The organism is Streptomyces endocoffeicus, from assembly GCF_016741935.1.
In the GTDB taxonomy this organism is placed as follows: Bacteria; Actinomycetota; Actinomycetes; order Streptomycetales; family Streptomycetaceae; genus Streptomyces; species Streptomyces endocoffeicus.
In genome coordinates, this window is sequence record NZ_JAERRG010000010.1 from 249,484 (window position 1) to 276,030 (window position 26,547).

Here is a 26,547-nt window from a genome sequence, read left to right on the forward strand (position 1 = left end):
TTGAAGGCATCCGACACGGAAACGCGATGGACGCGGGGGTGCGCCCGTCCCATAGTTGATGGACATGGAGAGCCTGGCGGGCGCCGAATTCGCGCCACATACGACGTATCTCACCACCGCGTCCAGCGGTCTGATCCCCGCACGCTCCGTAGCCGCCGTGAAGGCGGTCCTCGACGGCTCGGCCGCCGGACAGCCCATCATCGACGTGTCCTTCGAGGCGGTCGAGGCGAGCCGCGCCGCCTACGCCCGGCTCGTCGGCGTACCGCCCCGGCGCGTCGCGGCCGGCAGCTCGGTCGCCGTGTACGCGGGGATGATCGCGACCTCGCTGCCGCCCGGGGCCGAAGTCCTGGTGGCCGACGGCGACTTCAGTTCCCTGGTCAACCCCTTCGCCGTCCGCGGCGACCTCAAGCTGCGCAGCGTGCCGCTGGAGGAGATCGCCGAGGCGGTGCGGCCCGGTACGGCGCTGGTGGCCGTGAGCGCGGTCCAGTCGGCGGACGGGCGGATCGCCGACCTCGACGCCATCCGGGAGGCCGCCCGGACCCACGGGGTCCGCACGCTGGTGGACCTCAGCCAGGCGGCGGGCTGGTTCCCGGCGAACGCCGCCGAGGCCGACTACACGGTCTGCGTGGCCTACAAGTGGCTGATGTGCCCGCGCGGGGCCGCGTTCCTGACCGTGCCCGAGGACCTCGGCGAACTCACCCCCGTCTTCGCGGGCTGGGTCGCGGGCGAGAAGCCCTGGGACAGCTGCTACGGCCCGGTGGAGGAACTCGCCCACTCCGCACGGCGCTTCGACGAGAGCCCGAGCGTGTACGCGTACGTCGCGGCCCGGCACTCCCTCGGGCTGATCGAGGAGCTGGGCACCGAGGCCATCGCCGCGCATGACCGCGCGCTCGCCGACCGCTTCCGGGACGGGGCCGTCGCGCTCGGCCACCGGCCCGTGGCCGCCCCCGGCTCGGCCATCGTCTCCGTACCGGGCCTGGGCGGCGCCGCGTCCCGGCTGGCGGAGGCGGAGGTGCATGTCTCGGCGCGGGCCGGCAACCTCCGCGCCTCCTTCCACCTGTACAACACCGCGGCCGATGTGGACCGGCTGCTGGAGCTGCTGTCCGGCTGAGCGGGCCCCGGTACGGGGGATCCGCGGCACAGAAGATCTTCGCGGCACGGAAGATCTGAGGGAAGCCGGGACACTCCGGCTTCCCTCAGATCACGCACGGACGTCACGTCATCGCACGGCGGTCATCACCGTACGGGCGTGAAGTCCCTCGCGCCGATGAACTCCGGCCGGGGGACCGGCGCGGAGAACGGCTTCACCGCCGTGTTCTCCACGCTGTTGAACACGATGAACACATTGCTGCGGGAGTACGGCGTGATGTTGTCGCCGGACCCGTGCATGCAGTTGCAGTCGAACCACGTCGCCGACCCGGCCAGGCCGGTGAACAGCTTGATGCCGTGCTTGTCGGCGAAACCGGTGAGGGCCTCGTCCGACGGGATGCCGGCGTCCTGCATCTGCAGCGACCGCTTGTAGTTGTCCTTCGGCGTGGCTCCCTCACAGCCGAGGAAGGTGCGGTGCGAGCCCGGCATGATCATCAGGCCGCCGTTGGTGTCGAAGTTCTCGGTCAGGGCGACCGAGACCGACACCGTCCGCATGTTCGGCAGGCCGTCCTCGGCATGCCATGTCTCGAAGTCCGAGTGCCAGTAGAAGCCCGAGGCCCCGAAACCCGGCTTGACGTTGATCCGGCTCTGGTGGACATAGACGTCCGAGCCCAGGATCTGCCGTGCGCGACCCACCACTCGTGGGTCGCGCACCAGGTTCGCGAAGACCTCGCTGATCCGATGCACCTCGAACACCGACCGTACGTCCCTGGACTTCGGCTCGATGATCGAGCGTTCGTCGGCGCGCACGTCCGGGTCGGTGACCAGCCGGTCCAGTTCGGCGCGGTACACCGCGACCTCATCCGGAGTGATCAGCTGGTCGATCGCCAGGAAGCCGTCGCGATCGAAATCGCTCAGCTCGGACGGTTGCAGCGGCCCCGGAGCCCCGGGCTCGGACCACACCACCGGGTCCACGCGTGGTGTGGCCACCTCCATGGCCCCACGGGTCGGGTACAGGTCAGTGACCGTGGTCATCGGATCATGCCTCCTCGGTCTCAGTAATCAGCGGGTATACGCCGTTCTCATCATGGTCCTCCCGTCCGGTGATCGGCGGGTTGAAGACACAAACGCACCGGAAGTCCGTCTTGGGGCGCATTGTGTGCTTCTCGTGCCCGTTCAGCAAGTACATGGTGCCGGGCGTGATCCAGTGTTTCTCACCGGTCTCGTCGTTGGTCAGCTCGGCCTCACCCTCGACGCACAGCACCGCCTCGATGTGGTTGGCGTACCACATCGAGGTCTCGGTGCCCGCGTAGAGGATGGTCTCGTGGAGCGAGAAGCCGACGCCCTCCCGGGCGAGCACGATGCGCTTGCTCTCCCAGGTGCCGGACTTGGACTTGACGTGCCTCTCGGTGTCCTCGATGTCCTTGAAGGATCGGACGATCACGGTGAGTACTTGCCTTTCTCTTCTCTGCGGTGCGGGAGGGTTATGCGGTCTCGCGGACCGCGCGGGCGAGGGTCCGCAGCCCCTCGTCCAGGTCTTCGGGGGAGATCGTCAGCGCGGGCAGCAGCTTGACGACCTCGCTCTCGGGGCCGGAGGTCTCGACCAGCAGGCCGAGTTCGAAGGCGCGCTTGCAGACGGCCGAGGCGCGCGGCTTGTCCTCGAACTCGATGCCCCACACCAGGCCACGGCCGCGGAAGTGGGTGCCGGACTGCTCCTCGCAGAGGGCGCGCAGGGCCTGCTCGACCTGCTCGCCGCGGGCGAGGGTCTGCTTCTCCATCTGGCCGTCCGCCCAGTAGGTGTCCAGGGTGGCGGCGGCGGTGACGAACGCGGGGTTGTTGCCGCGGAACGTGCCGTTGTGCTCGCCGGGCTCCCAGATGTCCAGCTCGGGCTTGAACAGGGCGAGCGACATCGGCATGCCGTAGCCGCTGATGGACTTGGAGACGGTCACGATGTCCGGGGTGATGCCCGCCTCCTCGAAGGAGAAGAAGGCGCCGGTACGGCCGCAGCCCATCTGGATGTCGTCGACGATCAGCAGCATGTCCTGGCGCTCGCACAGCTCGGCCAGGGCGCGCAGCCACTCGGGCCGGGCCACGTTGATGCCGCCCTCGCCCTGCACGGTCTCGACGATCACGGCGGCGGGCTTGTTGAGCCCGGAGCCCTGGTCCTCCAGCAGCCGCTCGAACCACAGGAAGTCCTCGACCGTGCCGTCGAAGTAGTTGTCGAACGGCATCGGGGTGCCGTGGACCAGCGGGATGCCCGCACCGGCGCGCTTGAAGGCGTTGCCGGTCACGGCCAGCGAGCCCAGCGACATGCCGTGGAAGGCGTTGGTGAAGGAGACGATCGACTCGCGGCCCTTGACCTTACGGGCCAGTTTGAGCGCGGCCTCGACGGCGTTGGTGCCGGTCGGGCCCGGGAACATGACCTTGTAGGGCAGGTCGCGCGGCCGCAGGATGTTGTTCTGGAACGACTCGAGGAACGCGCGCTTGGCCGTGGTGGACATGTCCAGGCCGTGGGTGACGCCGTCACGCTCGATGTAGTCGATCAGCGCCCGTTTCAGCACCGGGTTGTTGTGGCCGTAGTTGAGCGATCCGGCCCCGGCGAAGAAGTCGAGGTAGGTGTGGCCGTCCTCGTCGTACATGTGGCTGCCCTGCGCGCGGTCGAAGACAGCAGGCCAACCGCGGCAGTAGCTGCGCACCTCCGACTCCAGGGCCTCGAAGACGCTCAGGGCGGGCGGGGTGATGGTCACAGCGTTCTCCTGGGAGAGGGGTGTGAGGGGGGTGAGGAGGGGGTGAGAGATCGGGGTGAGGCGAGGTCGGGGTCAGGTCCGGTCGGCGCGCGGGCCGAACGGACCGATGCGGTAGAGCACCTCGGGCTCGTGCGCACCGTCGGGGAACAGACCGCCGTGGAAGAGGACCTCACTCTCGAGCGGGGCTTCGTGCCGTTCCGCGAACGAGGTGAACAGCCGCTTCGAGGCGGTGTTGTCCGGGGTGATCGTCGTCTCGATGCCGCGGACGCCCGCCGCGGCGACCCGCTCGACCAGCCCGTCCAGCAGGGTGGCGGCCAGTCCGCGGCCACGCCAGGCGTGGTCGACGGCGACCTGCCAGACGACCAGGGTCTCGGGGCGCTCCGGGCGGACGTAGCCGGTGATGAAGCCGACCGGTCCGCCGTCGGCGTCGCGCGCCACTACGGATGTGGCGGCGAAGTCGCGGCACCACAGGAGGTAGCTGTAGGAGGAGTTGAGGTCCAGGGTTTTGGAGTCGCGGGCGATTCGCCAGATCGCGGCTCCGTCCTCGACGCGCGGGGTGTCGAGAGACAGGCCCTCCGGCAAATCCAATTCGCTACGGACTAGGTCTGCTTGTGCGGCGGTCATGCAAATTCAATTTACCTAGCAGAATCAGAAAATGCATCGCGGTGGGGGGTTACGTGGAGGGGGGTCGCTGTGTTATCACGCGGGAGCGTGTGCGCGCGCGGCCGTTGGCCGAAAGGCCTTGATTTGTGGGGGAGTTACTGGGTCATAGCGGATCGCGTGTGGAGTCTGTCACATGTGCGTAACTGGCTGGTGACCGGCTTGAATTTTGGTGGCAGGATCCCGTGAAAAATTTTGCGTTTAGGAATCACAAAAGCGGGCAGACGAATGTGGAAGCAGTAGCGGAAAAACGCGGGGAATTTCTGGCCAAGCTGCCATGAATTCAATCTCCCACGGTGAACTGAGGGAAGTCGCCCCGCACCGCGAAGGCCCCGGAGGCGCCGTTGCCCGAGGCCGCGTACGCGTCCCGGCCGGTGTCCCGGTCGCCCTCGGCGTGGTTGTACTGCCCCGCGAGGACATACCGGCCCGCGGGCACGGTCGCGCCCTTCCGGAGCGTCCAGCGGTAGACCAGCACGCCGTCCTCGACATGGGTGGCGGTGGTCACATCGCCGGTCGGCAGCGAGCTCCAGGACCCGGTGGAGCGCACACCCCCGGTGTCCGCCACTCGCAGCTCCACCGTCAGCGAGGTCAGCGGCCTGCCGGTGGTGAGCGTGATGTCGCTCTGCGCCCAGTACGGATTGGAATGGGTGTTGATGGCGCCCTTGGACCGCACGGTCGGTTCGGCGAGGTGGTTTGGACCGGCCGCGGTGGGATAGGCGCTCGGAGTGTGCCGCTCAGCATCGCTCTGCGACCCGGCGTCCGGCTCGTCCCCGGGCCGCCGGTCCGCGTCCGCGCTCGCGCTGCCCGCGCTGGCGCCCGCGCCCGCCGGGGGCGCGGCGGGCTCGCTCGAGGTGCGCACCGTCTGCGGTCGCTCGGCACCGTCCGTGGCCACCACCGCGATCCCCGTCGCGGCCACCGCGGCGGCCAGCCCGGCGACCGGGCTCACCACCCGGGTCCAGCGCGGGCTCGTCCGCGGGGCGCGGCGCCGGTCGTCGGCCGCCATGCCCGCCGTGACCCTGGCCAGCATCCGGATCCGGTCCGGTTCATGGGAGGCGGCGGCCGTACGCAGCTCGGCGACGACATCACGGCCCTCGGGGCGGCCGCGGCCTTCGGAGTGGCCGTGGCCCTCGGGGCGGCCGCGGCCCTCGGAGCGGCCGTGGCTCTCGGGGCGCTCGCGATGCTCGATCATCAACTGCCCCCTCCTGCGTGCCCGGCGTGGCCCATGTGACCGGAGTGGCGGGCAGGTCCTGTGTGGCTCGTGTGGCCTGTGTGGCCCGCGTTTCCGGTGCGGAGCGTTCGTACCGTCCGTCCTGTCCGTTCTGCCTCGGCCGCCGCGGACAGATCCTCCTCGTCCTCGCCGTCCGGAGGGCCGAGCAGCCGCTCCAGCTCGGCGATGCCGCGTGAGGTCTGGCTCTTGACCGTGCCCACCGAAATGCCCAGCGTACGGGCCGTCTCCCGCTCGGAGAGGTCAAAGGCGTGGCGCAGCACCACACACGCGCGCTTGCGGAACGGCAGCCGTACCAGGGCGGCTTGCACATCCACCACGGCGGACACATCCGGGTCGTCCACGCGGTCGGGGCGCTGCGAGGAGAAGAGCGCCACGCGGCGCCGCTCGCGCACCAGGCTGCGGATCCGGGAACGGGCCAGGTTGGCGACCACACCCCGGGCGTAGGCGGCCGGGTGGTCGGCGGCCCGCACCCGGTCCCACTGGTGCCAGACCGCCACCAGCGCGTCGGCCGCGAGGTCATCCGCCCCGTCGGAGCTGCCGAGCAGCAGATGGGCGAGGCGGGCCAGCTCGGCGTGGTGCCGCTCGAAGAAATCCCGGAACTCGGCCTGTGGGTCGGCCGGTAGGGCGTCGGAGGACATAACGCCGGCCGGTGAGGCGTCAGCGGACAAGGCGTCGGCCGGTAAGCCGTCGGGGCCCTCCGGTGCGTCGGGAGCCCGCGGGGAGACGTCCCCCGGGTCCCCCGGGTCCCCCGGATCCCGTGCCGGGTCCGTCATGCGCGCCGCGTCCATCCGTACGGCTCGCGCGGTGCCCGAGGCGGCCGCGTCATCGGCGGGAGCGCTCACGAGGACCTCCTCACTGCGGCTCGTCCGGTGGGTTGCGTGAGCGTAGCAGCGCTCTGCGTGTTGTTCGAGTGGCGCCGTTCGCGCTGATGGGAATTGGCCGGTCAACGCCCTGCCCCGGTCTCGTACAGTGCGTTGCATGAGGGATAGCGCGGTGCTCCACATCAAGGGCCGGGTCCTGGTCGGACCGGACACCGGCGACGCTGCCGGGGACGTACCGGACGAGCTGTGGGTGGTCGACGGCAGGATCACCTTCGAGCGGCCGTCCGGGGCCAGGGACATCAGGCTGATCGAGGGCTGGGTGCTGCCCGGCCTCGTCGACGCCCACTGCCATGTCGGACTCGACGCCCATGGGGCGGTGGACGACTCGACGAGCGAGAAACAGGCGCTGACCGACCGGGACGCCGGGGCGCTGCTGCTGCGGGACGCCGGATCGCCGGCCGACACCCGCTGGATCGACGACCGCGAGGACCTGCCCCGCATCATCCGGGCCGGCCGCCATATCGCCCGCACCAAGCGCTACATCCGCAACTACGCGCATGAGATCGAGCCCGAGGACCTGGTCGCCTATGTGGCCGCGGAGGCGCGGCGCGGCGACGGCTGGGTCAAGCTGGTCGGCGACTGGATCGACCGGGAGACCGGCGACCTGGGGTTCTGCTGGCCGCGCGGCGCGGTCGAGGAGGCCATCGCGGAGGCGCACCGGCTGGGCGCGCGGGTCACGGCGCACTGTTTCGCCGAGGAGAGCCTCGCCCCGCTGGTCGAGGCGGGGATCGACTGCGTCGAGCACGCCACCGGGCTCACCGAGGAGACCATCCCGCTGTTCGCCGAGCGGGGCGTCGCGATCGTGCCGACCCTGGTCAACATCGCCACCTTTCCCCGGCTGGCGCTGGGCGGCGAGGCGAGGTTCCCGCGCTGGGCCGACCATATGCGGCGGCTGCACGCCCGCCGCTACGAGACGGTGCGCGCGGCCTACGACGCGGGCATCCCGATCTACACCGGCACCGATGCGGGCGGCGGCCTGGCCCATGGGCTGGTCGGGCAGGAGGTCGCCGAGCTGGTGAAGGCGGGCATCCCGGTGCGGGACGCGCTCTCGGCGGCGACCTGGAAGGCGCGGGACTGGCTCGGACGGCCGGGGCTGACCGAGGGTGCCTCCGCCGATCTCGTCGTCTACGACGCGGATCCGCGCGCCGATGTGCGGGTGCTGACGACTCCGCGGCGGGTGGTACTGCGGGGGCGGGTCGTCGGCTGACCGACGGGGTACGCGGGGCCGATACGGGCGGGGACAGGTGGGGCGAGGGGTGCCGGAAGGGAACGTGGTTCGAACTGGGCGGCGAACCACACCCTTTGGGATGAACGGACATCATGTGTCTGCCTGTTTACCGTCGGTGCGCAAATATGGCGTGGTCGAGGCCGTCGGCGCCCGTGGAGTCCCCCGCGGCAGGCGCCGGCGGCTCCATGTCTCCTGTGGGGGTCCACTCACGTGTCCTGTTCAAGTAACACCTACTTCGGCATGCCCACCCACCGTCTGGCGGCCGCCACCGCCGCTGCCGCGGTCTCCGTCCTGGGCCTGCTGCCCGCGACGACCGCGCAGGCCGACACCGGTGCGACCACCGGTAAGGCGGGTGCGGTCGTGCTCCGCACCGATCTCGATGTCTCCCTGCTCAACAAGACCCTCAGGGCTCCGCTCTCGGTTGTGCTGAACGATGTGCACGCGCCCGCGACCGCCAGCAAGACGGCGCTCAGCGCGACCCTGGACGGCGTGGACGGGGGCCGGCCGTTCAGTGTCCTGCGGGCCGATGTGGCCACCGCCCGGGCCGCCGCGGACAAGCAGCGCGCCGAGGGGTACTCCAACCTCGTCAACGCCCAGGTGCATGTCCCGGGCCTGGCCGCGGTGCCGCTGATCACGGTCGAGCAGGTGACCTCGAAGGCGGTGTGTGCCGTCGGGAAGCGGCCGACCGCCCACTCCAACCTGCTCGGCGGCGTCAGCGTGCTCGGTCAGAAGGTCACCCTGCGCACGAGCGGCACCACCACGGTCGATGTGCCGGCGCTCGGCCAGGTCCGGCTCGACCTGTCGCGGACGGCCACCACCTCGCGCACGGCGGCGGCCACGGCCCTCAACCTGAAGGTCTCCGTGAACCCGCTCAAGCTGAACGTCTCGGAGGTCGAGGGGCAGGTCACCCTCGCCCGGGCGACCTGTGAGTCGCCCGTGGCCGCGGCGGTCGAGCCCAGTCCGAGCGTGGGCTCCCAGACCAAGCCCGAGCCCAAGCCGGAGCACCTGGCCGAGACCGGCGGCAGCTCGGCCACGCCGTACCTGATGGCCGGTGGTGCCCTCCTGCTGGCCGTGGGCGGCGGCGCCGTCGTCCTGGCCCGCCGCCGTCGTGCCGCCACCACCCGCGGCGACGCCGCCTGACGCTGGTCCGTTGGTCCCGGCCCCCGCGCCACCCGGCGCGGGGGCCGGCGCCGGTGCCGGGACCGGGGTGGGTGCCGGTGCCGGTGCGGGGCGGATACGCGCACGGGGCACGAAGGCGCGGGCGAGCCGTAGTTGACCGTGTGTCGCCTCGCAAGCGGGGCGCGGTCAGGCGGCGGTGTCCGCTGGGCGGCAGTGTGCGCTGAGCGGCCCCGCTGAAGTCCGGTGCGGTTCGGTTGCGCCCCGGAGGGGCGCGGGGCTGTGTCGATGTGCGGCTCCGCCGCGTGGGCGCGACCAGCCACGACGCTGCCGCGGATGAACGACCGCACCTCGTGCCACTCCTCGCGGAGCGCTTACGCGGTCGTGTCCGCTATCGCCTTCGTCAAGGCGATGACGAAGCGATCGGTCGTGGCGCGGTCGCGGACGGCGAGCCGGAGCCACTCCGGGCCGAGGCCCGGGAACGTGTCACCGCGGCGGACGGCGAAGCCCAGCTCCCGCAGCCGGGTGCGGATCGCCGCCGCGCCCTCCACCCGGATCAGCAGAAACGGCCCGGCCGCCGGGCCGCACACCCGCACCCCGGCCGACTCCGCCAACTCCGCCAGCCGGTCGGCCAGATGGGCCCGGTCGGCGGCCGTACGATCGGCGGCCCGCGCGGCCTCGGCGAGGGCGGACGGGGTGCAGCACGCCTCGGCCGCCGCCAGCGCCGGGCTGGACACCGGCCACAGCGGCTGGACCCGCTCCAGCGCCGTGACGGTGTCCGGCTCCGCCAGTACATAGCCGATCCGCAGCCCCGCAAGGCCCCAGGTCTTGGTGAGGCTGCGCAGCACCACGAGCCCCGGCACATCGGTGCGGGCCGCCAGCGACTCCGACTCATCCGGTACGGCGTCCATGAACGCCTCGTCCACCACCAGCGTCCGCCCCGGCCGGGCGAGCCCGGCCACGGCGTCGGCCGGGTGCAGCACGGATGTGGGGTTGGTGGGGTTGCCGATCACCACCAGATCGGCGTCCTCCGGCACGGCCGCCGGGCCCAGCCGGAAGCCGTCCCGCTCATCGAGGACCACACGCTCCACGTTGTGTCCCGCGTCCCGCAGTGCCGCCTCCGGCTCGGTGAACTGCGGATGCACCACCACCGGCCGTCGGGCCGGTATGGCACGGGCGAGCAGGACGAACGCTTCCGCGGCGCCCGCCGTCAGCAGCACCCGGCCGACCGGAAGCCCATGGCGCGCGGCGACCGCCTCCCGCGCCACCCGCCCGTCCGGATAGGCGGCCAACGCGTCGAGGGACGCGGCGATATGGGCCTTGAGCCAGTCCGGAGGCGTACCGGCCCGGACATTGACCGCGAGGTCCGTCAGAGTGGCATCGGCACCCCGCACCTCCGCGTCCCCGTGGTGCCGCAGATCGAACCCGGCGGATTCGCGATCGTCGGGCGGGGCAGCGGGCGGGTCCGCCAACGGCTCAGCGGACATCGGCGTGGGCATCCGGATGCGCGAAGGCATGGGCCTCATCGCTGAACCCGGCGCGCTCGCTGGTGTCGGCCACCTCCTCATAGCGATCCATGACCAGGTCGGCCAACTCCCGCGCCGGGCCGATGACATCGGCCGAGACCACCTCGACCTCGGGGTGGGCCAGCCCCCAGCCCTCCGCCTGCTGCCGCACCCGCTCCAGGGCGTCACCCTCGAACAGGAAGTACGGCAGCACCACGACCCGCCGCGCCCCCAGCATGGCGCAGCGGTCCAGGCCGGAGGCCACATCCGGGGCGGCGAGCGAGGCGAAGGCGGCCTCGACGCCCGCGAAGCCACGGCCCTCCCACAGCAGCCGGGCCGCGCGGTGCACCTCGGCGTTGGCCTCGGGGAGCGGCGAACCGTCGCCCACCAGCAGCACGGTCGTCTCGGCGCGGTCCGAGGGCAGCCGGGGCCGATTGCCCAGCGCCTCGTCGAGCCGCCGCTCCAGCAGGCTCAGCAGTGTGCGGTGCGGGCCGAGCGGCCGGGCGGAGGCGAACGAGGCGTCGGCGTGCCGCTCGGCCTGCTGGGCCAGTGCGGCGGCGATGCCGTCTCTCGGGGGAGCCGCCGGGATCAGCGTCATCGGGACGACCGCGAAGCGGGTCACCCCTTCCCCGACGAGCCGGGTGACCGCGTCGGACAGCGGGTGGCTGCCCGGTCCGGTGAGGCCACCCGCCACGGGCAGGTCCGGGTGGCGTGCGGCCAACTCCCTGACGAATGCCTGGAAGGCGGCGGCATGCCTTTCGTCTCGCGTGCCGATACCTGCGATGAGCAGGGCGGGCGGGGTCGTCACGAGGTCTCCTTGGTGCAAGTGGTGCGGGTGTCACGGTCGGCGAGGGGCGGGCTGTTCCGCCCCGAGACGTTACTGACCTGCGTCGGGGCGGTCTACGGCAGGTCTTCGCTGCCCGCCCTGCCCGGATTTGACCGCCGCCGGGCGGCCAGGGTCCTTCTGATGGATCTCCGCGGCGTCACGGCGTCCACGGAGATCCGTCAGAAGGACCCTAGCGACGGCGCAGGTGGCCTTCCCCGGGCGGCCGTGTGGCGTGGACTTCCGCTTGGCGACGAGCAGTTGGCTCCCCGGACCGGCGGCCAGCAGCGCGGCCGCTTCGGCGACCCCGGCCGTGCCCACGGCGGTGAGCGGCGCCTCGGACGGGTTCGGGACCTCCACCGCGGCCAGCGCCTCGGCGGGGTATCCGCACAGCGGCACGCCAAGCCGTTCGGCCGCCGTCAGCAGTCCGGCCTCCCCGGCCTTGGCCTCGACCGTGGCCAACTCGGCGACACCGCGCGGCGAAAGGCCCGCCTCCGCCAGGGTGGCCTCGACCAGCGCGAGCACCTCGCCGGCGGATACGCCCCGGCCGGCCCCGACCCCGACGACAAGCGGTGCCGCGGGCGGGGGAGACGCCGTGCCCCGGCCGATGACCTCCACGTCAGCTCACCGCCCCGGCTCAACCGGCAGGGGGCGCACATCTGTCGACGAACCGGGCCGCCGCCCCTGGGACCGAGGCCCAGTGCACATGCAGATAGGAAGCATGCACATCTCCCTGTGCGAACCCTTCGGTACGACGCTCCGGGTGGACGAGCCCCCAAGCGGGCTCCGGCCCCGCTCCGGGCACGATGGTGGTGCGGTGGAACTCATGGCCGCGCACCCGTGTCCCCGCGGCGGCGAGTGAGGTGTCGGAGACGGCCACGGCCTCACGGTAGCCCAGCGTCAGACGTTCCGACATCCGTGCTTTCGCGGCCAGCACCCCGCACATCGGCTCCCCGTCCAGCGAATGCGCCAGATACAGCAGTCCGGCACATTCGGCGGCGATGGGCGCGCCGGACGCGGCGAGTCCGGCGACTGCCGTGCGCAGCGGCTCGTTCGCGGACAGCTCGGGGGCGTAGACCTCCGGGAAGCCACCGCCGATCACCAGACCGCCGGTGCCCTCCGGGAGGCGCTCGTCCCGCAGCGGGTCGAAGGGGACGACCCGCGCCCCGGCCGCCGTGAGCAGCTCGGCGTGCTCCGCGTACGAGAAGGTGAACGCAGCCCCGCCCGCCACGGCGACCACCGGCCGCGCCGCCCGGTCGCCCCGGACCACGGCACCGGGGACGGCGGCCATCGCCCGGTGTATCTCCTCCTCCGGATCCCAGGCCCGCCCGGACAGCGGCGGTGCGCTGCGCGCCAGCGCCAGCAGCCCGTCGAGATCGCAGCCCTCCCGCACCCGCGCCGCCAGCGCGGCCGCCGAATCGACCGCCTCCGCATGGCGCTCGGCCACCGGCACCAGACCCAGATGGCGGCTCGGGGCCCGCACCGCCCGCGTCCGGCGCAGCGCGCCGAACACCGGCACCCCGCACCCCTCCAGCGCCTCGCGCAGCATCGCCTCGTGACGGTCCGAAGCGACCTTGTTGAGGATCACCCCCGCGACCCGCACCTCGGGGTCCCAGGAGGCGAAGCCATGCACCAGCGCGGCCACCGACCGCGACTGCGACGACGCGTCCACCACCAGCACCACCGGTGCCCGCAGCAGCTTGGCCACATGCGCCGTCGAGGCCAGCTCGCCCTGCCCGGCCGCCCCGTCGAACAGGCCCATCACCCCCTCGACCAGGGCCAGATCGCAGCCCGCCGCCCCATGCAGGAACAGCGGCGCGATCCGGTCCGGACCGCACAGATAGGCGTCCAGATTCCGGCCCGGTCGCGCGCCCCCGGCCCGCGACCGGCCGGCTCCCGAGGCGCCCGAAGAGGCGGCCGAGGAGATCGCCAGCGCGTGATAGCCAGGGTCGATGTAGTCCGGGCCGACCTTGTGCGGGGACACATCCAGACCGCGCTCCGCGAAGGCGGCCATCAGCCCCGCCGTGACCGTCGTCTTCCCGCTGCCGGAGGCGGGCGCCGCGATCACCAGGCGCGGGACACTCACCACTCGATGCCCCGCTGGCCCTTCTGACCGGTGTCCATCGGATGCTTGACCTTGGACATGTCGGTGACCAGGTCGGCGAAGTCCAGGAGCTGCGCCGGTGCGTTACGCCCCGTGATGACCACGTGCTGCGTCCCGGGCCGGTCCCGCAGCACCGCCACCACCTCGTCGGGGTCCACCCAGCCCCAGTGCATCGGATACGCGAACTCGTCCAGCACATAGAGCCGGTATGTCTCCGCCGCGAGATCGCGCTTGACCTGCTCCCAGCCCTCGCGTGCGGCCTCCTCGCTGGAAGCCATGTCGCGCTGGACCCACGACCAGCCCTCGCCCATCTTGTGCCATGCGACGGTCCCCCCTTCGCCCGAGTCGCCGAGGACGCGCAGCGCACGCTCCTCACCGACCCGCCATTTCGCGGACTTTACAAATTGGAATACACCGACCGGCCAGTTTTGGTTCCACGCCCGCAGCGCCAGCCCGAACGCCGCGGTCGACTTGCCCTTGCCCTGACCGGTGTGGACGAGCACCAGCGGACGGTTGCGGCGCTGGCGGGTGGTCAGCCCGTCGTCCGGCACGACGGTCGGTTGTCCTTGCGGCATCAGGCGGCCCTCCGAGGGTTCGAAACGGTTCGTACATCGCGCACCAGCGCGGTCACGCTGTCCGCGCGCAGCTCGTCGAGTGTCACCGGTGTGCCCCGCAGTTCGCGGGCGAGCGCGCCCGCGAGTCCCAGCCGCACCGGCCCCGACTCGCAGTCCACGACCACCGAGGCGACCCCGTCACCCGCGAGCATCCGGGCCGCGCGCCCGGCCCGCTCGACCGGTGTGGGCCCGCCGGACCGCCGCGCCTCCGTGGCCCGCCCGTCGGTCACCACGACCAGCAGCGGACGGCGTGCGGGATCCCGCAGCCGCTCCACCCGCAGCACCTCCCGGGCCTTCAACAGCCCGGCCGCCAGCGGCGTACGGCCGCCCGTCGGCAGCCGCTCCAGCCGTGCGGCGGCCGTGTCCACCGACGAGGTGGGCGGCAGCGCCAGCTCGGCGTCCGCGCCCCGGAAGGTGATCAGCCCTACCTTGTCCCGCCGCTGGTAGGCGTCCAGCAGCAGCGACAGCACCGCGCCCTTGATCGCGCTCATCCGCTTGCGCGCGGCCATCGAGCCCGACGCGTCCACCACGAACAGGACGAGATTGCCCTCCCGGCCCTCGCGCACCGCCTCGCGCAGATCGTCCCGGCGCACCAGCAGCCCGGGCCCGCGCCGTCCGCGCGCCAGCTGATGCGGGGCGGCCGCCCGGACGGTCGCCGACAGATGCAGCGCGGAGAGCGTGCCCCGCGGGCGGCGCGCGCCGGTGGTGCGGCCGTGCGCGCTGCGGGCGCGCGAGCGACGGCCTGCCGCGCCCTCGCCCAGGCCGGGGACGTCGAGCCGCCGGGTCCGGAACGGTTCGGCGGCGCCCACGGCCGCCCGCTCACCGCCGGCCCCGCCCGCCCCGCCGTCCGCTTCGTCCGCCCCGCCGTCCTGATCGGCCGGGGCGGAGTCGGTCTCGCGGTCGGCCGTCTCGTGCTCACCCGTGCGCTGGTCGGGGACGGACGGCTCGGGTTCGGCGGGCGGCGCCTGCTCCCGTGCCCCGTCGCCCGTGCCCTCCCGCGGTCCGCCCTCGGGGTCGCCCGCGTCATCCGGCCCGGAACCGCCCGGTCCGTCCTCGGGACCCGGGTCCGGATCCGGCTCCGGGTCGTCCTCCTCGAACTGCCGCAGGATCTCGTCGAGTTTGTTCTCGTCGAGCCCCGGCGCGTCGAACGGCGCCCGCCGCCGCCGGTGGGGGAGCGACAGCAGCGCCGCCCCCCGTACGTCCTCGGTCCGGACGTCGGTGCGCCCCGCCCAGGCGGCCAGCGCGGTCGCCGTGCGGGCCGTCACGATGTCCGCGCGCATCCCGTCCACCTCGAACCCGGCGCACACCGCCGCGATCTGCCGCAGCGCGCGGTCGCCGAGAGCCACCCGCGGCAGCAGCGCGCGCGCCGCCGCGATGCGCTCCCGCAGGGCCTCCTCGTCCGCCGCCCAGCGCGCCGCGAACCCCTCGGGGTGCTCGTCGTACGCCAGCCGCCGCCGCACCACCTCGACCCGCTCCTCGGTGTCCCGGGACGCCGCGACCTCCACCGTGAGGCCGAAGCGGTCCAGCAGCTGCGGCCGCAGCTCGCCCTCTTCGGGGTTCATGGTGCCCACCAGGAGGAAGCGCGCCGCATGCCGTACGGACACCCCCTCGCGCTCCACGTAGGAGGCGCCCATGGCGGCCGCGTCGAGCAGCAGGTCGATCAGATGGTCGTGCAGCAGATTGACCTCGTCGACGTAGAGCACCCCGCGGTGGGCGTCCGCGAGCAGCCCGGGCTCGAACGCCTTCACGCCGTCCGACAGCGCCCGCTCGATGTCGAGCGCGCCCACCAGCCGGTCCTCGGAGGCGCCCACGGGCAGTTCGACCATCCGCGCGGGGCGCGCCTCGCCCGTGCCCGCCTCATGGGGCCCGTCGGGGCAGGACGGGTCGGGCGCGGCCGGATCGCAGGAGAACCGGCACCCGGCCACCACGTCCACCTCGGGCAGCAGCGCGGCGATCGCTCTTACGGCGGTGCTCTTGGCCGTGCCCTTCTCGCCGCGCACCAGGACGCCGCCCACGGCGGGTGAGACGGCGTTGAGGAGCAGGGCGAGCCGCAGGCCGTCCATGCCGACGATCGCGCTGAAGGGGTAGGTGGTGGTCACGCGGCGATACCTCCTGGGGTGCGTGGGCACAACGGTCCGGTGTGGGGGCGGGAGTTCGTCATGTCGTTCCCCCTGGCACCCCCGGCGGGACGAACGGCAGGCCCTCCGGGACGCCCTCCTCGATGAGCCGCAGCAGCGCGTCCGTGTCGGCGTGCTCCTCGATCAGGTCGCCGAGGCGGTCGAGCTGCTCCTCGCGCAGCTCGCCGAAGCGGGTGTCCGGCGCCGGTACGAACGCCCGGCCCGCCGCGGCGGCCACCCGCCGCAGAAACGCCCGCCGGAAGCCGTCGCTCTCCAGCGAGCCGTGCCAGTGCGTGCCCCACACCGAGCCCACCCGGCAGCCGTCCAGGAAGGGCTCCTCGGCCCCGTCCAGCAGCTCGGCGACTCCGTGGTGGATCTCGTAGCCCTCCACCCGCTCGCCGAGCGCCTCGCCCACCGGCCGGGCCAGGGTCTTCTCGGGCGCGAACCGCACCCTTACCGGCAGCAGCCCGAGCCCGGCGACCGTCCCGGCCTTCGACTCGACCTCGTCCTCGATGCGCTCCCCGAGCGCCTGGAAGCCGCCGCAGACGCCCAGCACCGGACGGCCCTCGGCGGCCCGCCGGGCGATCGCGTCGGCCAGCCCGCGCTCACGCAGCCACTCCAGCGCCCTTACGGTGCCCCGGGTGCCCGGCAGCACCACCAGATCGGCGTCGGCCAGCTCCTCGGGCCGGTCCACGAACCGCACGATCACACCCGGCTCCGCCGCCAGCGCGTCCACGTCCGTGAAGTTGGACATCAGCGGCACGGCGGCCACCGCGATCCGCAGGACATCCGCGCCGTAAGGGGGCGCCACGACGCTCTCCCGCACCGTGCCGCGCAGCGACACCCGCAGCCCGTCCTCCTCGTCGATCCCCAGCCCGTGGGCGAAGGGGAGCACTCCGACGGTCGGGCGCCCGGTGAGGTCGCGCAGCGTCTCGAGACCGGGCTCCAGAAGGCTCACATCGCCGCGGAACTTGTTCACCAAGTAGGCGGCCACATGCCGTTGGTCCGCCGCCGACAGCAGCGCGGTCGTGCCGAAGAAGGACGCGAAGACGCCACCGCGGTCGATGTCCCCGACCACCACGACCGGAAGCCCGGCGGCGCGCGCCAGCCCCATGTTGACGATGTCGGTGCGGCGCAGATTGATCTCGGCAGGGCTGCCCGCGCCCTCGCAGATCACCGCGTCATGGGCGCTCCGCAGCTCCTCCAGGCACTCCGTGACGGTCCCCAGCAGCGCCTCCCGCCCCGCTGAGAGCTTCCCGCCGGGCGAGGGGGCTCCGGGCCCGCCGAAGTACCCGCGCGCGCTCAGCTCGCCCACCGGCTTGCCCAGCAGCACCACTTGGCTGCTGCGGTCGCTGCCCGGCTTCAGCAGGACCGGGTTCATCAGCGCGCTGGGCTCGACGCGCGCGGCGGCGGCCTGCATGGCCTGCGCCCGCCCGATCTCCGCCCCCTCCCGGGTGACGAAGGAGTTGAGCGACATGTTCTGTGCCTTGAAGGGCGCCACGCTGACGCCCTTACGGGCGAGCCACCGGCAGATCCCGGCCGTCACCACGCTCTTGCCCGCGTCGGAGGTCGTGCCCGCGACGAGCAGCCCCCCACCGCGCGCCCCGGAACCGTCCGTGCCGCCCTTACCGCGTATCCCGCTCATCCGCCGCCCCTTCCCAAGGCCCGGGGCCGTCCCGTCAACGCCCTCAGGACCGGCCGGGCCGCTATGGACACCCCGAGCGCCAGGACGCCGACGCGCCGCGACAGCCGTATCGCCCGCTCGATGTCGGCCGGCTCCACCGGCCGCCCGCCGGAGTTGAGCACCGGCCGGTGCTCGACCCGGCCGCCGTACGCGAGGGTGCCGCCCAGCCGGACGCCGAGCGCGCCCGCGAAGGACGCCTCCACGGGGCCCGCGTTGGGGCTCGGATGGTGTCGGCCGTCGTGCCGCCAGGCGCGCCACGCACCGCGCGGATCGGGGCCGGCGAGCGTCGCCAGGGCCGCCGTAAGGCGCGCACCGGGCCAGCCGGCCACATCGTCCAGCCGGGCCGCCGCCCAGCCGAACCGCCGGTAGCGCGACGACTTGTGGCCCACCATGGCGTCCAGGGTGTTGACGGCGCGGAAGCCGATGAGCCCCGGCACACCGCCCACGGCGCCCCACACCAGCGCGCCCACGACCGCGTCGGAGGTGTTCTCGGCGACCGATTCGACGACCGCGCGGGCGATCTGCGGCCCGTCCAGCGCCTGCGGATCACGGCCGCACAGATGCGGCAGCCGCTCCCGGGCGACCTCGAGGTCCCCGGCGGCCAGCGCCCCGCCGACGGCCCGTGCCGCACGGCCCAGGCTGGTGCCGCCCAGCACGGCCCAGGTGGCGGCGGCGGTCAGCGCGACCTCCGCGCCACGGCGGCCGTCAAGGCCCCTTACGGCGCGGGTCAGCAGCGCGGCACCGGCGGCCGCGCCGCCCGCGCACAACGCGGTGTGCAGGGCCCCGTAGCCCCGGTGGTCGCGCCACAGCCGGCGCTCGGCGGCCGCGGCGGCGCGCCCGAACGCGGCCACCGGATGGCCGCGGCGCGGATCACCCGTGGCGAGGTCGCCGAGGAAGCCGAGGGCCGCGCCGCACGCGAACGAGGCGTGGTCGGCAGGCATCCCTCAGGCCGCCGTCACGCCTCGGCGCGGCGATACGGAACCAGACGGGCCGGAGGGGCCGGAAGAGCCGAATCGGACAGGGAGGGCTGGCGGCGTGGCGATGCCGGGCATGGCGGTATGTCCTCACTCAGGGTCCGCGCCCTGGTTCGACGTGACCGGCGGTGAGAGTCTCCTGGCTCCCGGATCCGCGGCCCTCCCGGTCTTCCAGCCCCGCGTACGCGACGAACCGTACGGACGAGCCGTGACCCCAATTACAGGCGATGGGAGGGTGCTCCCCGGTGACAGTGGCGGGACCGCGCCGGATTCTCACCGGCTTCCTCTCCTGCCGCCGTTTGGCTCGGGAAGTCCACCATGGGCCGCGAATGGCCGTCAACTCGCAAATGACCCATCACGCCCGAGTGTGCCGAGCCCCACAGACAACCGCCCCTCACCGGACGGCCGCCGGACGGTCGGCGCTGGTCAGCGCGACCATCCGGCGGCCGGTGCGTTCGGGGAAGCGGGGTCCTCAGGCGACGATCAGATAGATGCCGTACGCCACGACCGCGGCGCACACCGCGAAGCAGGCGTACGCGCCGGTGCGCGCGAGCGGGGAGGCGCCCACCGCGCCCCCGGGCACGGCGGCGGCCGTGCCGCCCTGATCCGGCGCCGGCTTACGGGAGGTGCCGACGATGCCCAGGGTGAAGACGCCCACCATGCCGACCGTCACCGCGAGGCTGATGCCGAAGACCTGGCCGAGTGCCGCCCAGTCGATGCTCATGTTTCCTGGCTCCTTAGCGGGTGGTGCTGCTCGCGACGGCGGGGGTGGGGGTCTGCTCGGGTGTGGACTCCGAGGTGCCCTCCTCGGGGGCGGTGCTCACCGCACCGGCGGGCGGCGGGGCCACGGACCGCAGGGCGGCCGTGACGGCGCCCACCGGCTCCTGGGTGCCGACCTCGTTGACGTTGGTGTGGTCCACGGGCTTGCGGCGCGACAGCATCCAGATCGCCCCGCAGGCCAGGACGGCGAGCACGGCCACCGCCGTGATTCCCGCGTTCCCCTGGTCGGCGAGGAGCGCGGCGGCGCCCGCCACCAGTCCGGCGGCCGGCAGGGTCAGCACCCAGGCGACCACCATCCGGCCCGCGGTCGACCAGCGCACCACGGCGCCCTTACGGCCGACACCCGCGCCCATGACGGCGCCGGAGCAGACCTGGGTGGTGGACAGCGCGAAGCCGATGTGGGAGGAGGCGAGGATGACGGTCGCGGCGCCGGTCTGGGCGGCGAAGCCCTGCGGCGGCTGGATGTCGGTGATGCCCTTGCCCATGGTGCGGATGATGCGCCAGCCGCCCAGGTAGGTGCCGAGCGCGATGGCCAGGCCCGCCGAGACGATGACCCACAGCGGCGGGTCGGAGTCGGGCGCCACCACGTTCCCGGTGACCAGCGCCAGGGTGATGACGCCCATCGTCTTCTGGGCGTCGTTGGTGCCGTGGGCCAGGGAGACCAGGGCGGCCGAGGCGATCTGCCCCGCGCGGTAGCCCTTCGCGGTGTCCTCCGGGGAACGGTCGCGGCCGAGCCGGTAGGTGAGCCGGGTGGCGGCCAGTGTGGCGATGCCGGCCACGATCGGCGCGGCGACGGCGGGGATCAGGACCTTCATGACGATCGCGTCGCCGTTGACCCCGTCCAGGCCCACGGAGACCACGGTGGCGCCGATCAGACCGCCGAACAGGGCGTGGGAGGAGCTGGAGGGGAGTCCGGCGAGCCACGTCACCAGATTCCACAGGATCGCGCCGACGAGTCCCGCGAAGATCACTTCTGGCTGGATACCGGAACCCTCGTCGATGATCCCGCCGGAGATGGTCTTGGCCACCTCCACGGACAGGAACGCGCCGACGAGATTGAGGACGGCCGACATCGCCACCGCCACCCTGGGCCCGAGTGCTCCCGTGGAGATGGTGGTGGCCATGGCGTTAGCCGTGTCGTGGAAGCCGTTCGTGAAGTCGAACACCAAGGCCGTGACGATCACGATCCCGATGAGAAGCGTGATGTGTTCCATACACCCGGTCAATCAGTTCGAAGGTCGTTAGTGGGCACGGTGAACGTAAGGAAACAGGGTGAACGGAAGATGAACTGAGTAGGGCATCGGAGTGACATGGTTGCGGTGCCGCTAAAACCCGATGAATTTCAGCCTACGTTCCCATGTCGTACGGGAGTTGAGCCACGATCGAGGGCCGTTGGAGCGGGCCCCGGAACCGGCCCCGCGGGCGTCCGCGGTCCCCCCGCGTTCACCCGCCCGGAGCCGAGTGCCCACGAGGCGCGGTCGTAGTCGCCCGCCGCGCCCGTTCCGGTCCCGCCGCCGCGCGGCCGGCGGCCGCCTGGAAGGATCGGGCCCGGGAGGTGAGGGCAGGTGACCCAGTCGCGATCCACGCGGCAGCCGCAGCCGCGGCTGACGCATCCCCTGCGGCAGGCATGGACGCAGGTGGTGAGTACGGCCCGCAGGACCACCGCCGACGGCCTCGTGGTCGGCACCTCGGGCAATGTCTCGGCCCGGGTCGGCGACACCGTCCTGGTGACCCCGAGCGGCGTCCCTTACGACCGCCTCGGCCCCAGGGACGCCGTCGCCGTCGACCTGGACGGACAGCAGGTCCTCGGCATGCTGAAGCCCACCAGCGAGCTGCCCATGCACCTCGCGATCTACCGCGAGACCGACGCCCAGGCCGTGGTCCACACCCACGCCGTCCACGCCACGGCCGTCTCCACGCTCGTCGACGAACTCCCCGCGATCCACTACATGACCGCCGCCCTCGGCGGCCCGGTCCGCGTCGCGCCCTACGCGCTCTACGGCACGGACGAACTGGCCGACGCCATGCTCGAGGCGCTGCGCGACCGCAGCGGCTGTCTGCTGCGCAACCACGGGACCGTCGTCCACGGCGCCACCCTGGACCAGGCGTACGACCGCACCGCCCAGCTCGAATGGATGTGCCAGGTCTGGCTCACCGCGGTCTCCGTTCCCGGCCGCACCCCCTCCCTGATCCCGCCGGACGAGATGCGGCGCGCCGCCGAGAAGCTGAGCGGCTACGGCCAGAAGGGCTGAGCGCGCTCGGCACGCCCCCCGGGCCCCGGCCGGCACGCTGCCGGGCCCCGGCCGGGCGGTCACCCGGCCGGGCACGCCCGCTGGCCGGGGGCCGCCTCCCCGACCACACTGGGAGGGATGCGTCTGCGAACAACGGCGGTCGCGGCCGCCACCACCCTGCTGAGTGTCGGCGTGGCCGCGGTGGCGGCCGGACGGTACGCCACCAGCGCTGCGCTGAAACCGGTACCCGACCGTCCGCTGCCGAACGAGGCGCCGCTGACCGTCCACGCGACCGCGGCCGGCCAGATCACCCTGACCCGCTCGCTCGCCTCGCTGCGCCCCGGCACCTACGGCCTCACCGGCCGCTCCTGCCACGCCGTCGTCGGCCCCGTCATCGAGGACGCCCCGCACCCCGCCGACTGCGTCGTGCGCCGCCTGGAGCGGGTCACCCACGGCGAGCTCACCCCCGGCACCCGGGTCCGGCTGACCCCCCAGGTGCACATCGGCAACCCGCGGGACGCGCTCGGCATCGACCACGCCGACGTGGACGTGCCCGCCGAACTCGGTCCGCTGCCCGCCTGGTTCATCCCCGGCGAACGCTCCACATGGGTGATCACCACCCATGGCCTCGGCACCACCCGTGAGCACCCTATGGTCGTCATGCCCTTCCTGCGGCAGCTGCGGGTGCCGGTACTCGACCTCGCCTACCGCGGCGACCCCGGCGCCCCGCGCTCCGAGGACGGCATATCCCACCTCGGCGACACCGAGTGGCGCGACCTGGACGCGGCCATCCGCTACGCGGTGGCCTACGGGGCGACCGGGGTCGTGCTGCACGGCTGGTCCATCGGCGCCTCGATGGCCCTCCACGCCGCCGCGAACTCCGCGCTGCGGCACCGCGTCATCGGTCTCGTCCTGGACTCCCCGGTGCTCGACTGGCAGGCCACCCTGCGCGCCCTCGCCGCGGCCCGCGGCATCCCCGCGCCGCTGCTCCCGCTGGCCCTGCGCGCCGCCGAGGGGCGCACCGGACTCCACGACAGCAGGCTCCCGGAGGTGGCCGACCCGGAGCGGCTGTCCGTGCCCACGCTCGTCGCCCACGGCCCCGACGACACCCTCGCGCCCTGGCACGTCTCGCGTGAACTCGTCGACCGCCGACGGGATCTGGTGACCCTTCACACGGTGCGGCAGGCCCCGCACGCGGCGATGTGGAACGCGGACCCCAAGGCGTACGAGGAGGCGCTGCGGCGCTTTCTGGTACCGCTCCTGTAGCGCCCGTAAGACGATCTCCCGCGCCGTCCGGCCTCCTGTAGCGCTCGTAAGGCGATCGCGAAAGCGCGTGCGGGGCGGCGCGGGAAGCGTTCGCGGGGCGGCGGCGGAAGCGTCCGTAAGATGGCGTGAACCCTTCGCGGCGACCGCCGGACGGGTGCCGATTGGGCTTTCGGGCCGTCAACGGCGAGACTGCTTCCGTGACGTCCCGTACTCCGCGCGACTCCCGGCTCCGACTTGTCCGCAACCGGCCGATGGCCACGGCCCGCCGGCCCGCGGTGAACCGCGGCTCAAGACCGGCGCCCCGTCCGCCGGAGGGCACTCCACCACCGTCGGAGCTGGCCCGGCGGGCCCGGGCGGGGCTCACCGGGGCCGTGGCGATCGCCCACTGGGCCGCGGCCGAGCACGGCGCGCCCGGCGCGCTGTCCGACGAGGCCGCCGCCCGCGCCACCGAGGCACTCGGGGTGAGCGAGCGGGAGGTGCGGACCGACTGGGACCGCGCCCGCCTCATCGGCCTCATCGAGCACCACGCGGGCACCACCCGCCCCGGCTGGCGGCTCCAGGCGTGGGACCGGGACGACAGCGCCGTGCTGCGGGGCTGGGTCGCGCTCCTGGACGCGTGGTCCCTGGCCTGCCCCGCCCCCGAGACGGCCGAGCCGACGGCGGTCGCGGAGGTCGTCGAGGCCGTACCGCAGCTGCTCTCCCTGCTGCAGCTCTCGGCCGGTCCCGTGCCGATCTCCACCCTGCTGGACATGCTCCGGAAGCGGGTCGCCGAGCTGCGCACCGAGCGGTGCGAGGTCCCCCAGGAGGTCACGGAGCTGCGGGAGCCCGCGGAGGGCGCCGGGCGCGCCACGAGCGCCGACGATCTCAAGGACGCGGAGGACGCCGAGGACGCCAAGGACGCCGCCACGCTGGAGGGGCTGCTCGACTGGGCCCTGGACGCCCTCTCGTCCGTCGGGGCGCTCACGGTGCGGGAGGAGCCCCAGGACGGGCCGGAGGGGCCGGAGGGCGCCGGGAGCGCGGCCGACGACGCCAAGGGCGACCGCCGGGAGGCCGAGCTGACCGCGCTCGGCAACTGGGCGGTGTGGGTCAAGCTGGAGCAGATCTGCGTCGCCGCCCAGAGCCCGGCCGGGAACATCGAGCAGCACGCCGCCGACATGCTGCGCGGCTGTGCGGGTCTGACCCCGGGCCCCGCCCGCGCCGAGTACCGCGCCTGGCTGGCCGCCCGCCCCGTCGGCAGCGCCGTCGTCGAGCTCATCGACGCGGCGCGCGGCGACGACGCGCTGCTGCGCGGGCTCGCCTTCGAGGCGCTGCGCGTCGTCGGGGCGCCCGCCGAGCCCAATGTGCGGGCCGTCGTCGACGAATCGTGCCTGCGGCCGTACGCGCTTCTGTGGCTCGCCGAGCACGAGGGAGCCGACCCGGACGAGGCGCTGGACGCGCTCACCCGCGAGGAGGCCACCTGGCTGTGGGTGGACACCGCCGCGGCCATCTCCGACCACGGGGAGAGCCCGCTGCTCGTCCGCCACCTGGAGTCCGCCGTCCAGGGCACCGTGCCCGCGCTGCTGGCGGAGGTACGGGCCGTGGGGCACCCCCGCACCGTGCAGGTCCTGGTGGCGCTGGCCGCGGCCCACCCCGATCCGGCCCTGGCCAAGGCGGTGCGCCGGGCGGCCTTCCAGGTGCACACGGGCGGGGCCTGAGCGAGCGGCGGCCGGGGGCAAGCCGGGGGAAAATCGACTTGCCCGCCCCGCTAAACTAGCTCCATGGCAATTCTCCTCGTGCATTAGACGGCGTCGGCCGCCCTCGTCCGTCCCGTCCGCCGTCCACCCTGCCCAGGAGTAATTCCCGTGATCACCGCCTCCGGCGTCGAGCTGCGTGCCGGCGCCCGCGTCCTCATCGAGTCCGCTTCCTTCCGCATCGCCAGAGGCGACCGCATCGGTCTCGTCGGCCGCAACGGCGCGGGCAAGACCACGCTCACCAAGTGCCTGGCCGGTGAGGGCATCCCGGCCGGCGGCACCATCACCCGCTCCGGCCAGGTCGGCTACCTCCCGCAGGACCCGCGCACCGGCGACCTCGACGTCCTCGCCCGTGACCGCATCCTCTCGGCCCGCGACCTCGACTCCGTGCTCCGTAAGATGCGCGAGAACGAGGACCGGATGGCCAACGGCAAGGGCGCCACCCGCGAGCGCGCGATGAAGAAGTACGAGCGCCTGGAGACCGAGTTCCTCACCAAGGGCGGATACGCCGCCGAGGCGGAGGCCGCGACCATCGCCGCCAGCCTCGGCCTGCCGGACCGGGTGCTCGGCCAGCCGCTCCATACGCTCTCCGGCGGTCAGCGGCGCCGGGTCGAGCTGGCCCGGATCCTCTTCTCGGACTCCGACATCCTGCTGCTGGACGAGCCCACCAACCACCTCGACGCCGACTCGATCACCTGGCTTCGGGACTACCTCAAGACCTACAGCGGCGGCTTCATCGTCATCTCCCACGATGTCGACCTCGTCGAGACGGTGGTCAACAAGGTCTTCTACCTCGACGCCAACCGCTCGATGATCGACATCTACAACATGGGCTGGAAGCTCTACCAGGCCCAGCGCGAGGCCGACGAGAAGCGCCGCAAGCGCGAGCGCGCCAACGCCGAGAAGAAGGCCGCGGCGCTCAACGCGCAGGCCGACAAGATGCGCGCCAAGGCGACCAAGACCGTGGCCGCGCAGAACATGGCCCGCCGCGCCGAGAAGCTGCTGTCCGGTCTGGAGGGCGTCCGGCAGTCCGACAAGGTCGCCAAGCTGCGCTTCCCCGACCCGGCCCCGTGCGGCAAGACCCCGCTGACCGCGGAGGGGCTGTCGAAGTCGTACGGCTCCCTGGAGATCTTCACCGATGTCAACCTGGCCGTCGACAAGGGGTCCCGGGTCGTCATCCTCGGGCTGAACGGCGCCGGTAAGACGACCTTGCTGCGGCTGCTGGCCGGGGTCGAGACGCCGGACACCGGCCAGGTGACCCCCGGACACGGGCTGAAGCTGGGTTACTACGCGCAGGAGCACGAGACGCTCGACCCGGAGCGCACCGTCCTGGAGAACATGCGCTCCGCCGCCCCGGATCTCGACCTCGTCGACATCCGTAAGACGCTCGGGTCCTTCCTGTTCTCCGGCGACGACGTGGACAAGCCGGCCCGGGTGCTCTCCGGTGGTGAGAAGACCCGGCTGGCGCTGGCCACCCTGGTGGTCTCCTCGGCCAATGTGCTGCTGCTGGACGAGCCCACCAACAACCTCGACCTGGCCAGCCGTGGGGAGATCCTCGGCGCGCTGCGCACCTTCGCGGGTGCGGTGGTCCTGGTGACCCACGACGAGGGCGCCGTCGAGGCGCTGCAGCCGGAGCGGATCATTCTGCTTCCGGACGGTGTCGAGGATCTGTGGGGCCAGGACTACGCGGACCTCGTCGCGCTCGCCTGACGAGGCCAGACGGCGGGCGGGGCGGGCCCGGCGGAGGGCCGGGGGTGGCGTTCCGGACGC

General features: G+C 73.1%; 23 protein-coding genes and 1 riboswitch. Of the genes, 7 read left to right on the top strand and 16 right to left on the bottom strand.

The features are described from left to right. Positions 1-64 precede the first annotated feature (64 nt). Complete coding sequence (locus tag JK364_RS25475; RefSeq protein ID WP_201853566.1) at positions 65-1,111, top strand: aminotransferase class V-fold PLP-dependent enzyme; 1,047 nt, start codon at positions 65-67, stop codon at positions 1,109-1,111. Positions 1,112-1,236: 125 nt separating this feature from the next. On the opposite strand, the gene thpD is transcribed toward JK364_RS25475, so the two are convergent. The 6 genes from thpD to JK364_RS25505 all read right to left on the bottom strand — a co-directional run bounded on the left by thpD (position 1,237) and on the right by JK364_RS25505 (position 6,362). Further along, positions 1,237-2,124, bottom strand: a complete 888-nt coding sequence (gene thpD, locus JK364_RS25480) for an ectoine hydroxylase (protein WP_201853567.1) — start codon at positions 2,122-2,124, stop codon at positions 1,237-1,239. A 4-nt stretch (positions 2,125-2,128) separates the two neighbouring features. Beyond that, the gene (locus JK364_RS25485) at positions 2,129-2,533 is read right to left on the bottom strand and encodes an ectoine synthase (protein ID WP_201853568.1); all 405 of its coding nucleotides are present in this window, start codon (positions 2,531-2,533) and stop codon (positions 2,129-2,131) included. A gap of 40 nt (positions 2,534-2,573) precedes the next feature. Then, positions 2,574-3,836: a diaminobutyrate--2-oxoglutarate transaminase gene (ectB, locus tag JK364_RS25490; protein WP_020872271.1), complete on the bottom strand. Its 1,263-nt coding sequence runs from the start codon at positions 3,834-3,836 to the stop codon at positions 2,574-2,576. A gap of 72 nt (positions 3,837-3,908) precedes the next feature. After that, on the bottom strand, positions 3,909-4,460 hold the full coding sequence (gene ectA, locus JK364_RS25495; protein WP_201853569.1) for a diaminobutyrate acetyltransferase: 552 nt from the start codon (positions 4,458-4,460) through the stop codon (positions 3,909-3,911). Positions 4,461-4,779: 319 nt separating this feature from the next. Then, positions 4,780-5,685 carry a hypothetical protein gene (locus tag JK364_RS25500; protein WP_230992451.1) on the bottom strand — a complete coding sequence of 302 codons (906 nt, stop codon included), beginning with the start codon at positions 5,683-5,685 and terminating at the stop codon, positions 4,780-4,782. Continuing rightward, complete coding sequence (locus JK364_RS25505; RefSeq protein ID WP_230992507.1) at positions 5,685-6,362, bottom strand: SigE family RNA polymerase sigma factor; 678 nt, start codon at positions 6,360-6,362, stop codon at positions 5,685-5,687. The genes JK364_RS25500 and JK364_RS25505 overlap by 1 nt, the downstream gene beginning before the upstream one ends. A 340-nt stretch (positions 6,363-6,702) precedes the next feature. On the opposite strand from JK364_RS25505, the gene JK364_RS25510 reads away from it, so the two are divergent. Further along, positions 6,703-7,812, top strand: a complete 1,110-nt coding sequence (locus tag JK364_RS25510; protein ID WP_201853578.1) for an amidohydrolase family protein — start codon at positions 6,703-6,705, stop codon at positions 7,810-7,812. Positions 7,813-8,073: 261 nt separating this feature from the next. After that, complete coding sequence (locus tag JK364_RS25515; protein WP_201853580.1) at positions 8,074-8,973, top strand: SCO1860 family LAETG-anchored protein; 900 nt, start codon at positions 8,074-8,076, stop codon at positions 8,971-8,973. A gap of 350 nt (positions 8,974-9,323) precedes the next feature. On the opposite strand, the gene cobC is transcribed toward JK364_RS25515, so the two are convergent. The 10 genes from cobC to JK364_RS25565 all read right to left on the bottom strand — a co-directional run bounded on the left by cobC (position 9,324) and on the right by JK364_RS25565 (position 20,764). After that, positions 9,324-10,436 (bottom strand): Rv2231c family histidinol phosphate aminotransferase CobC, encoded by a 1,113-nt coding sequence (cobC, locus tag JK364_RS25520; RefSeq protein ID WP_201853693.1) that lies wholly within the window; start codon positions 10,434-10,436, stop codon positions 9,324-9,326. After that, on the bottom strand, positions 10,426-11,262 hold the full coding sequence (locus JK364_RS25525; RefSeq protein WP_201853582.1) for a sirohydrochlorin chelatase: 837 nt from the start codon (positions 11,260-11,262) through the stop codon (positions 10,426-10,428). Before JK364_RS25525 ends, cobC begins: the two co-directional genes overlap by 11 nt. 69 nt (positions 11,263-11,331) lie before the next feature. After that, a complete protein-coding gene (locus JK364_RS25530) occupies positions 11,332-11,895 on the bottom strand; it encodes a cobalamin biosynthesis protein (RefSeq protein WP_201853584.1) in 564 nt (187 codons plus the stop codon). 19 nt (positions 11,896-11,914) lie between these two features. Continuing rightward, positions 11,915-13,366: a cobyrinic acid a,c-diamide synthase CobB gene (locus JK364_RS25535; protein WP_201853585.1), complete on the bottom strand. Its 1,452-nt coding sequence runs from the start codon at positions 13,364-13,366 to the stop codon at positions 11,915-11,917. Further along, positions 13,360-13,956, bottom strand: coding sequence for a cob(I)yrinic acid a,c-diamide adenosyltransferase (cobO, locus tag JK364_RS25540; protein ID WP_201853586.1), 597 nt, complete (start codon positions 13,954-13,956; stop codon positions 13,360-13,362). Before cobO ends, JK364_RS25535 begins: the two co-directional genes overlap by 7 nt. After that, positions 13,956-16,094, bottom strand: coding sequence for a putative cobaltochelatase (locus tag JK364_RS25545; protein WP_201853587.1), 2,139 nt, complete (start codon positions 16,092-16,094; stop codon positions 13,956-13,958). The genes cobO and JK364_RS25545 overlap by 1 nt, the downstream gene beginning before the upstream one ends. A 58-nt stretch (positions 16,095-16,152) precedes the next feature. Further along, positions 16,153-17,757 carry a cobyric acid synthase gene (locus JK364_RS25550; protein ID WP_201853588.1) on the bottom strand — a complete coding sequence of 535 codons (1,605 nt, stop codon included), beginning with the start codon at positions 17,755-17,757 and terminating at the stop codon, positions 16,153-16,155. Next, on the bottom strand, positions 17,754-18,737 hold the full coding sequence (locus tag JK364_RS25555; RefSeq protein ID WP_201853589.1) for a cobalamin biosynthesis protein: 984 nt from the start codon (positions 18,735-18,737) through the stop codon (positions 17,754-17,756). Before JK364_RS25555 ends, JK364_RS25550 begins: the two co-directional genes overlap by 4 nt. 146 nt (positions 18,738-18,883) lie before the next feature. Next, positions 18,884-19,103, bottom strand: a riboswitch (cobalamin riboswitch). 139 nt (positions 19,104-19,242) lie between these two features. Then, positions 19,243-19,494 (bottom strand): hypothetical protein, encoded by a 252-nt coding sequence (locus tag JK364_RS25560; protein ID WP_201853590.1) that lies wholly within the window; start codon positions 19,492-19,494, stop codon positions 19,243-19,245. Between the two features lie 13 nt (positions 19,495-19,507). Further along, on the bottom strand, positions 19,508-20,764 hold the full coding sequence (locus JK364_RS25565) for an inorganic phosphate transporter (RefSeq protein ID WP_201853592.1): 1,257 nt from the start codon (positions 20,762-20,764) through the stop codon (positions 19,508-19,510). A gap of 351 nt (positions 20,765-21,115) precedes the next feature. Between JK364_RS25565 and JK364_RS25570 the strand changes: the two genes are divergently transcribed. The 4 genes from JK364_RS25570 (at position 21,116) to JK364_RS25585 (ending at position 26,487) form a co-directional block, all read left to right on the top strand. Beyond that, positions 21,116-21,802 carry a class II aldolase/adducin family protein gene (locus JK364_RS25570; RefSeq protein WP_201853594.1) on the top strand — a complete coding sequence of 229 codons (687 nt, stop codon included), beginning with the start codon at positions 21,116-21,118 and terminating at the stop codon, positions 21,800-21,802. Between the two features lie 117 nt (positions 21,803-21,919). Then, entirely contained in the window at positions 21,920-23,047 is a 1,128-nt protein-coding gene (locus JK364_RS25575) for an alpha/beta hydrolase (RefSeq protein WP_201853595.1), read from the top strand. A gap of 197 nt (positions 23,048-23,244) precedes the next feature. Continuing rightward, entirely contained in the window at positions 23,245-24,741 is a 1,497-nt protein-coding gene (locus JK364_RS25580) for a hypothetical protein (protein ID WP_372461984.1), read from the top strand. A 147-nt stretch (positions 24,742-24,888) separates the two neighbouring features. Next, positions 24,889-26,487: an ABC-F family ATP-binding cassette domain-containing protein gene (locus JK364_RS25585; protein ID WP_201853597.1), complete on the top strand. Its 1,599-nt coding sequence runs from the start codon at positions 24,889-24,891 to the stop codon at positions 26,485-26,487. The last annotated feature ends 60 nt before the right edge of the window (positions 26,488-26,547 follow it).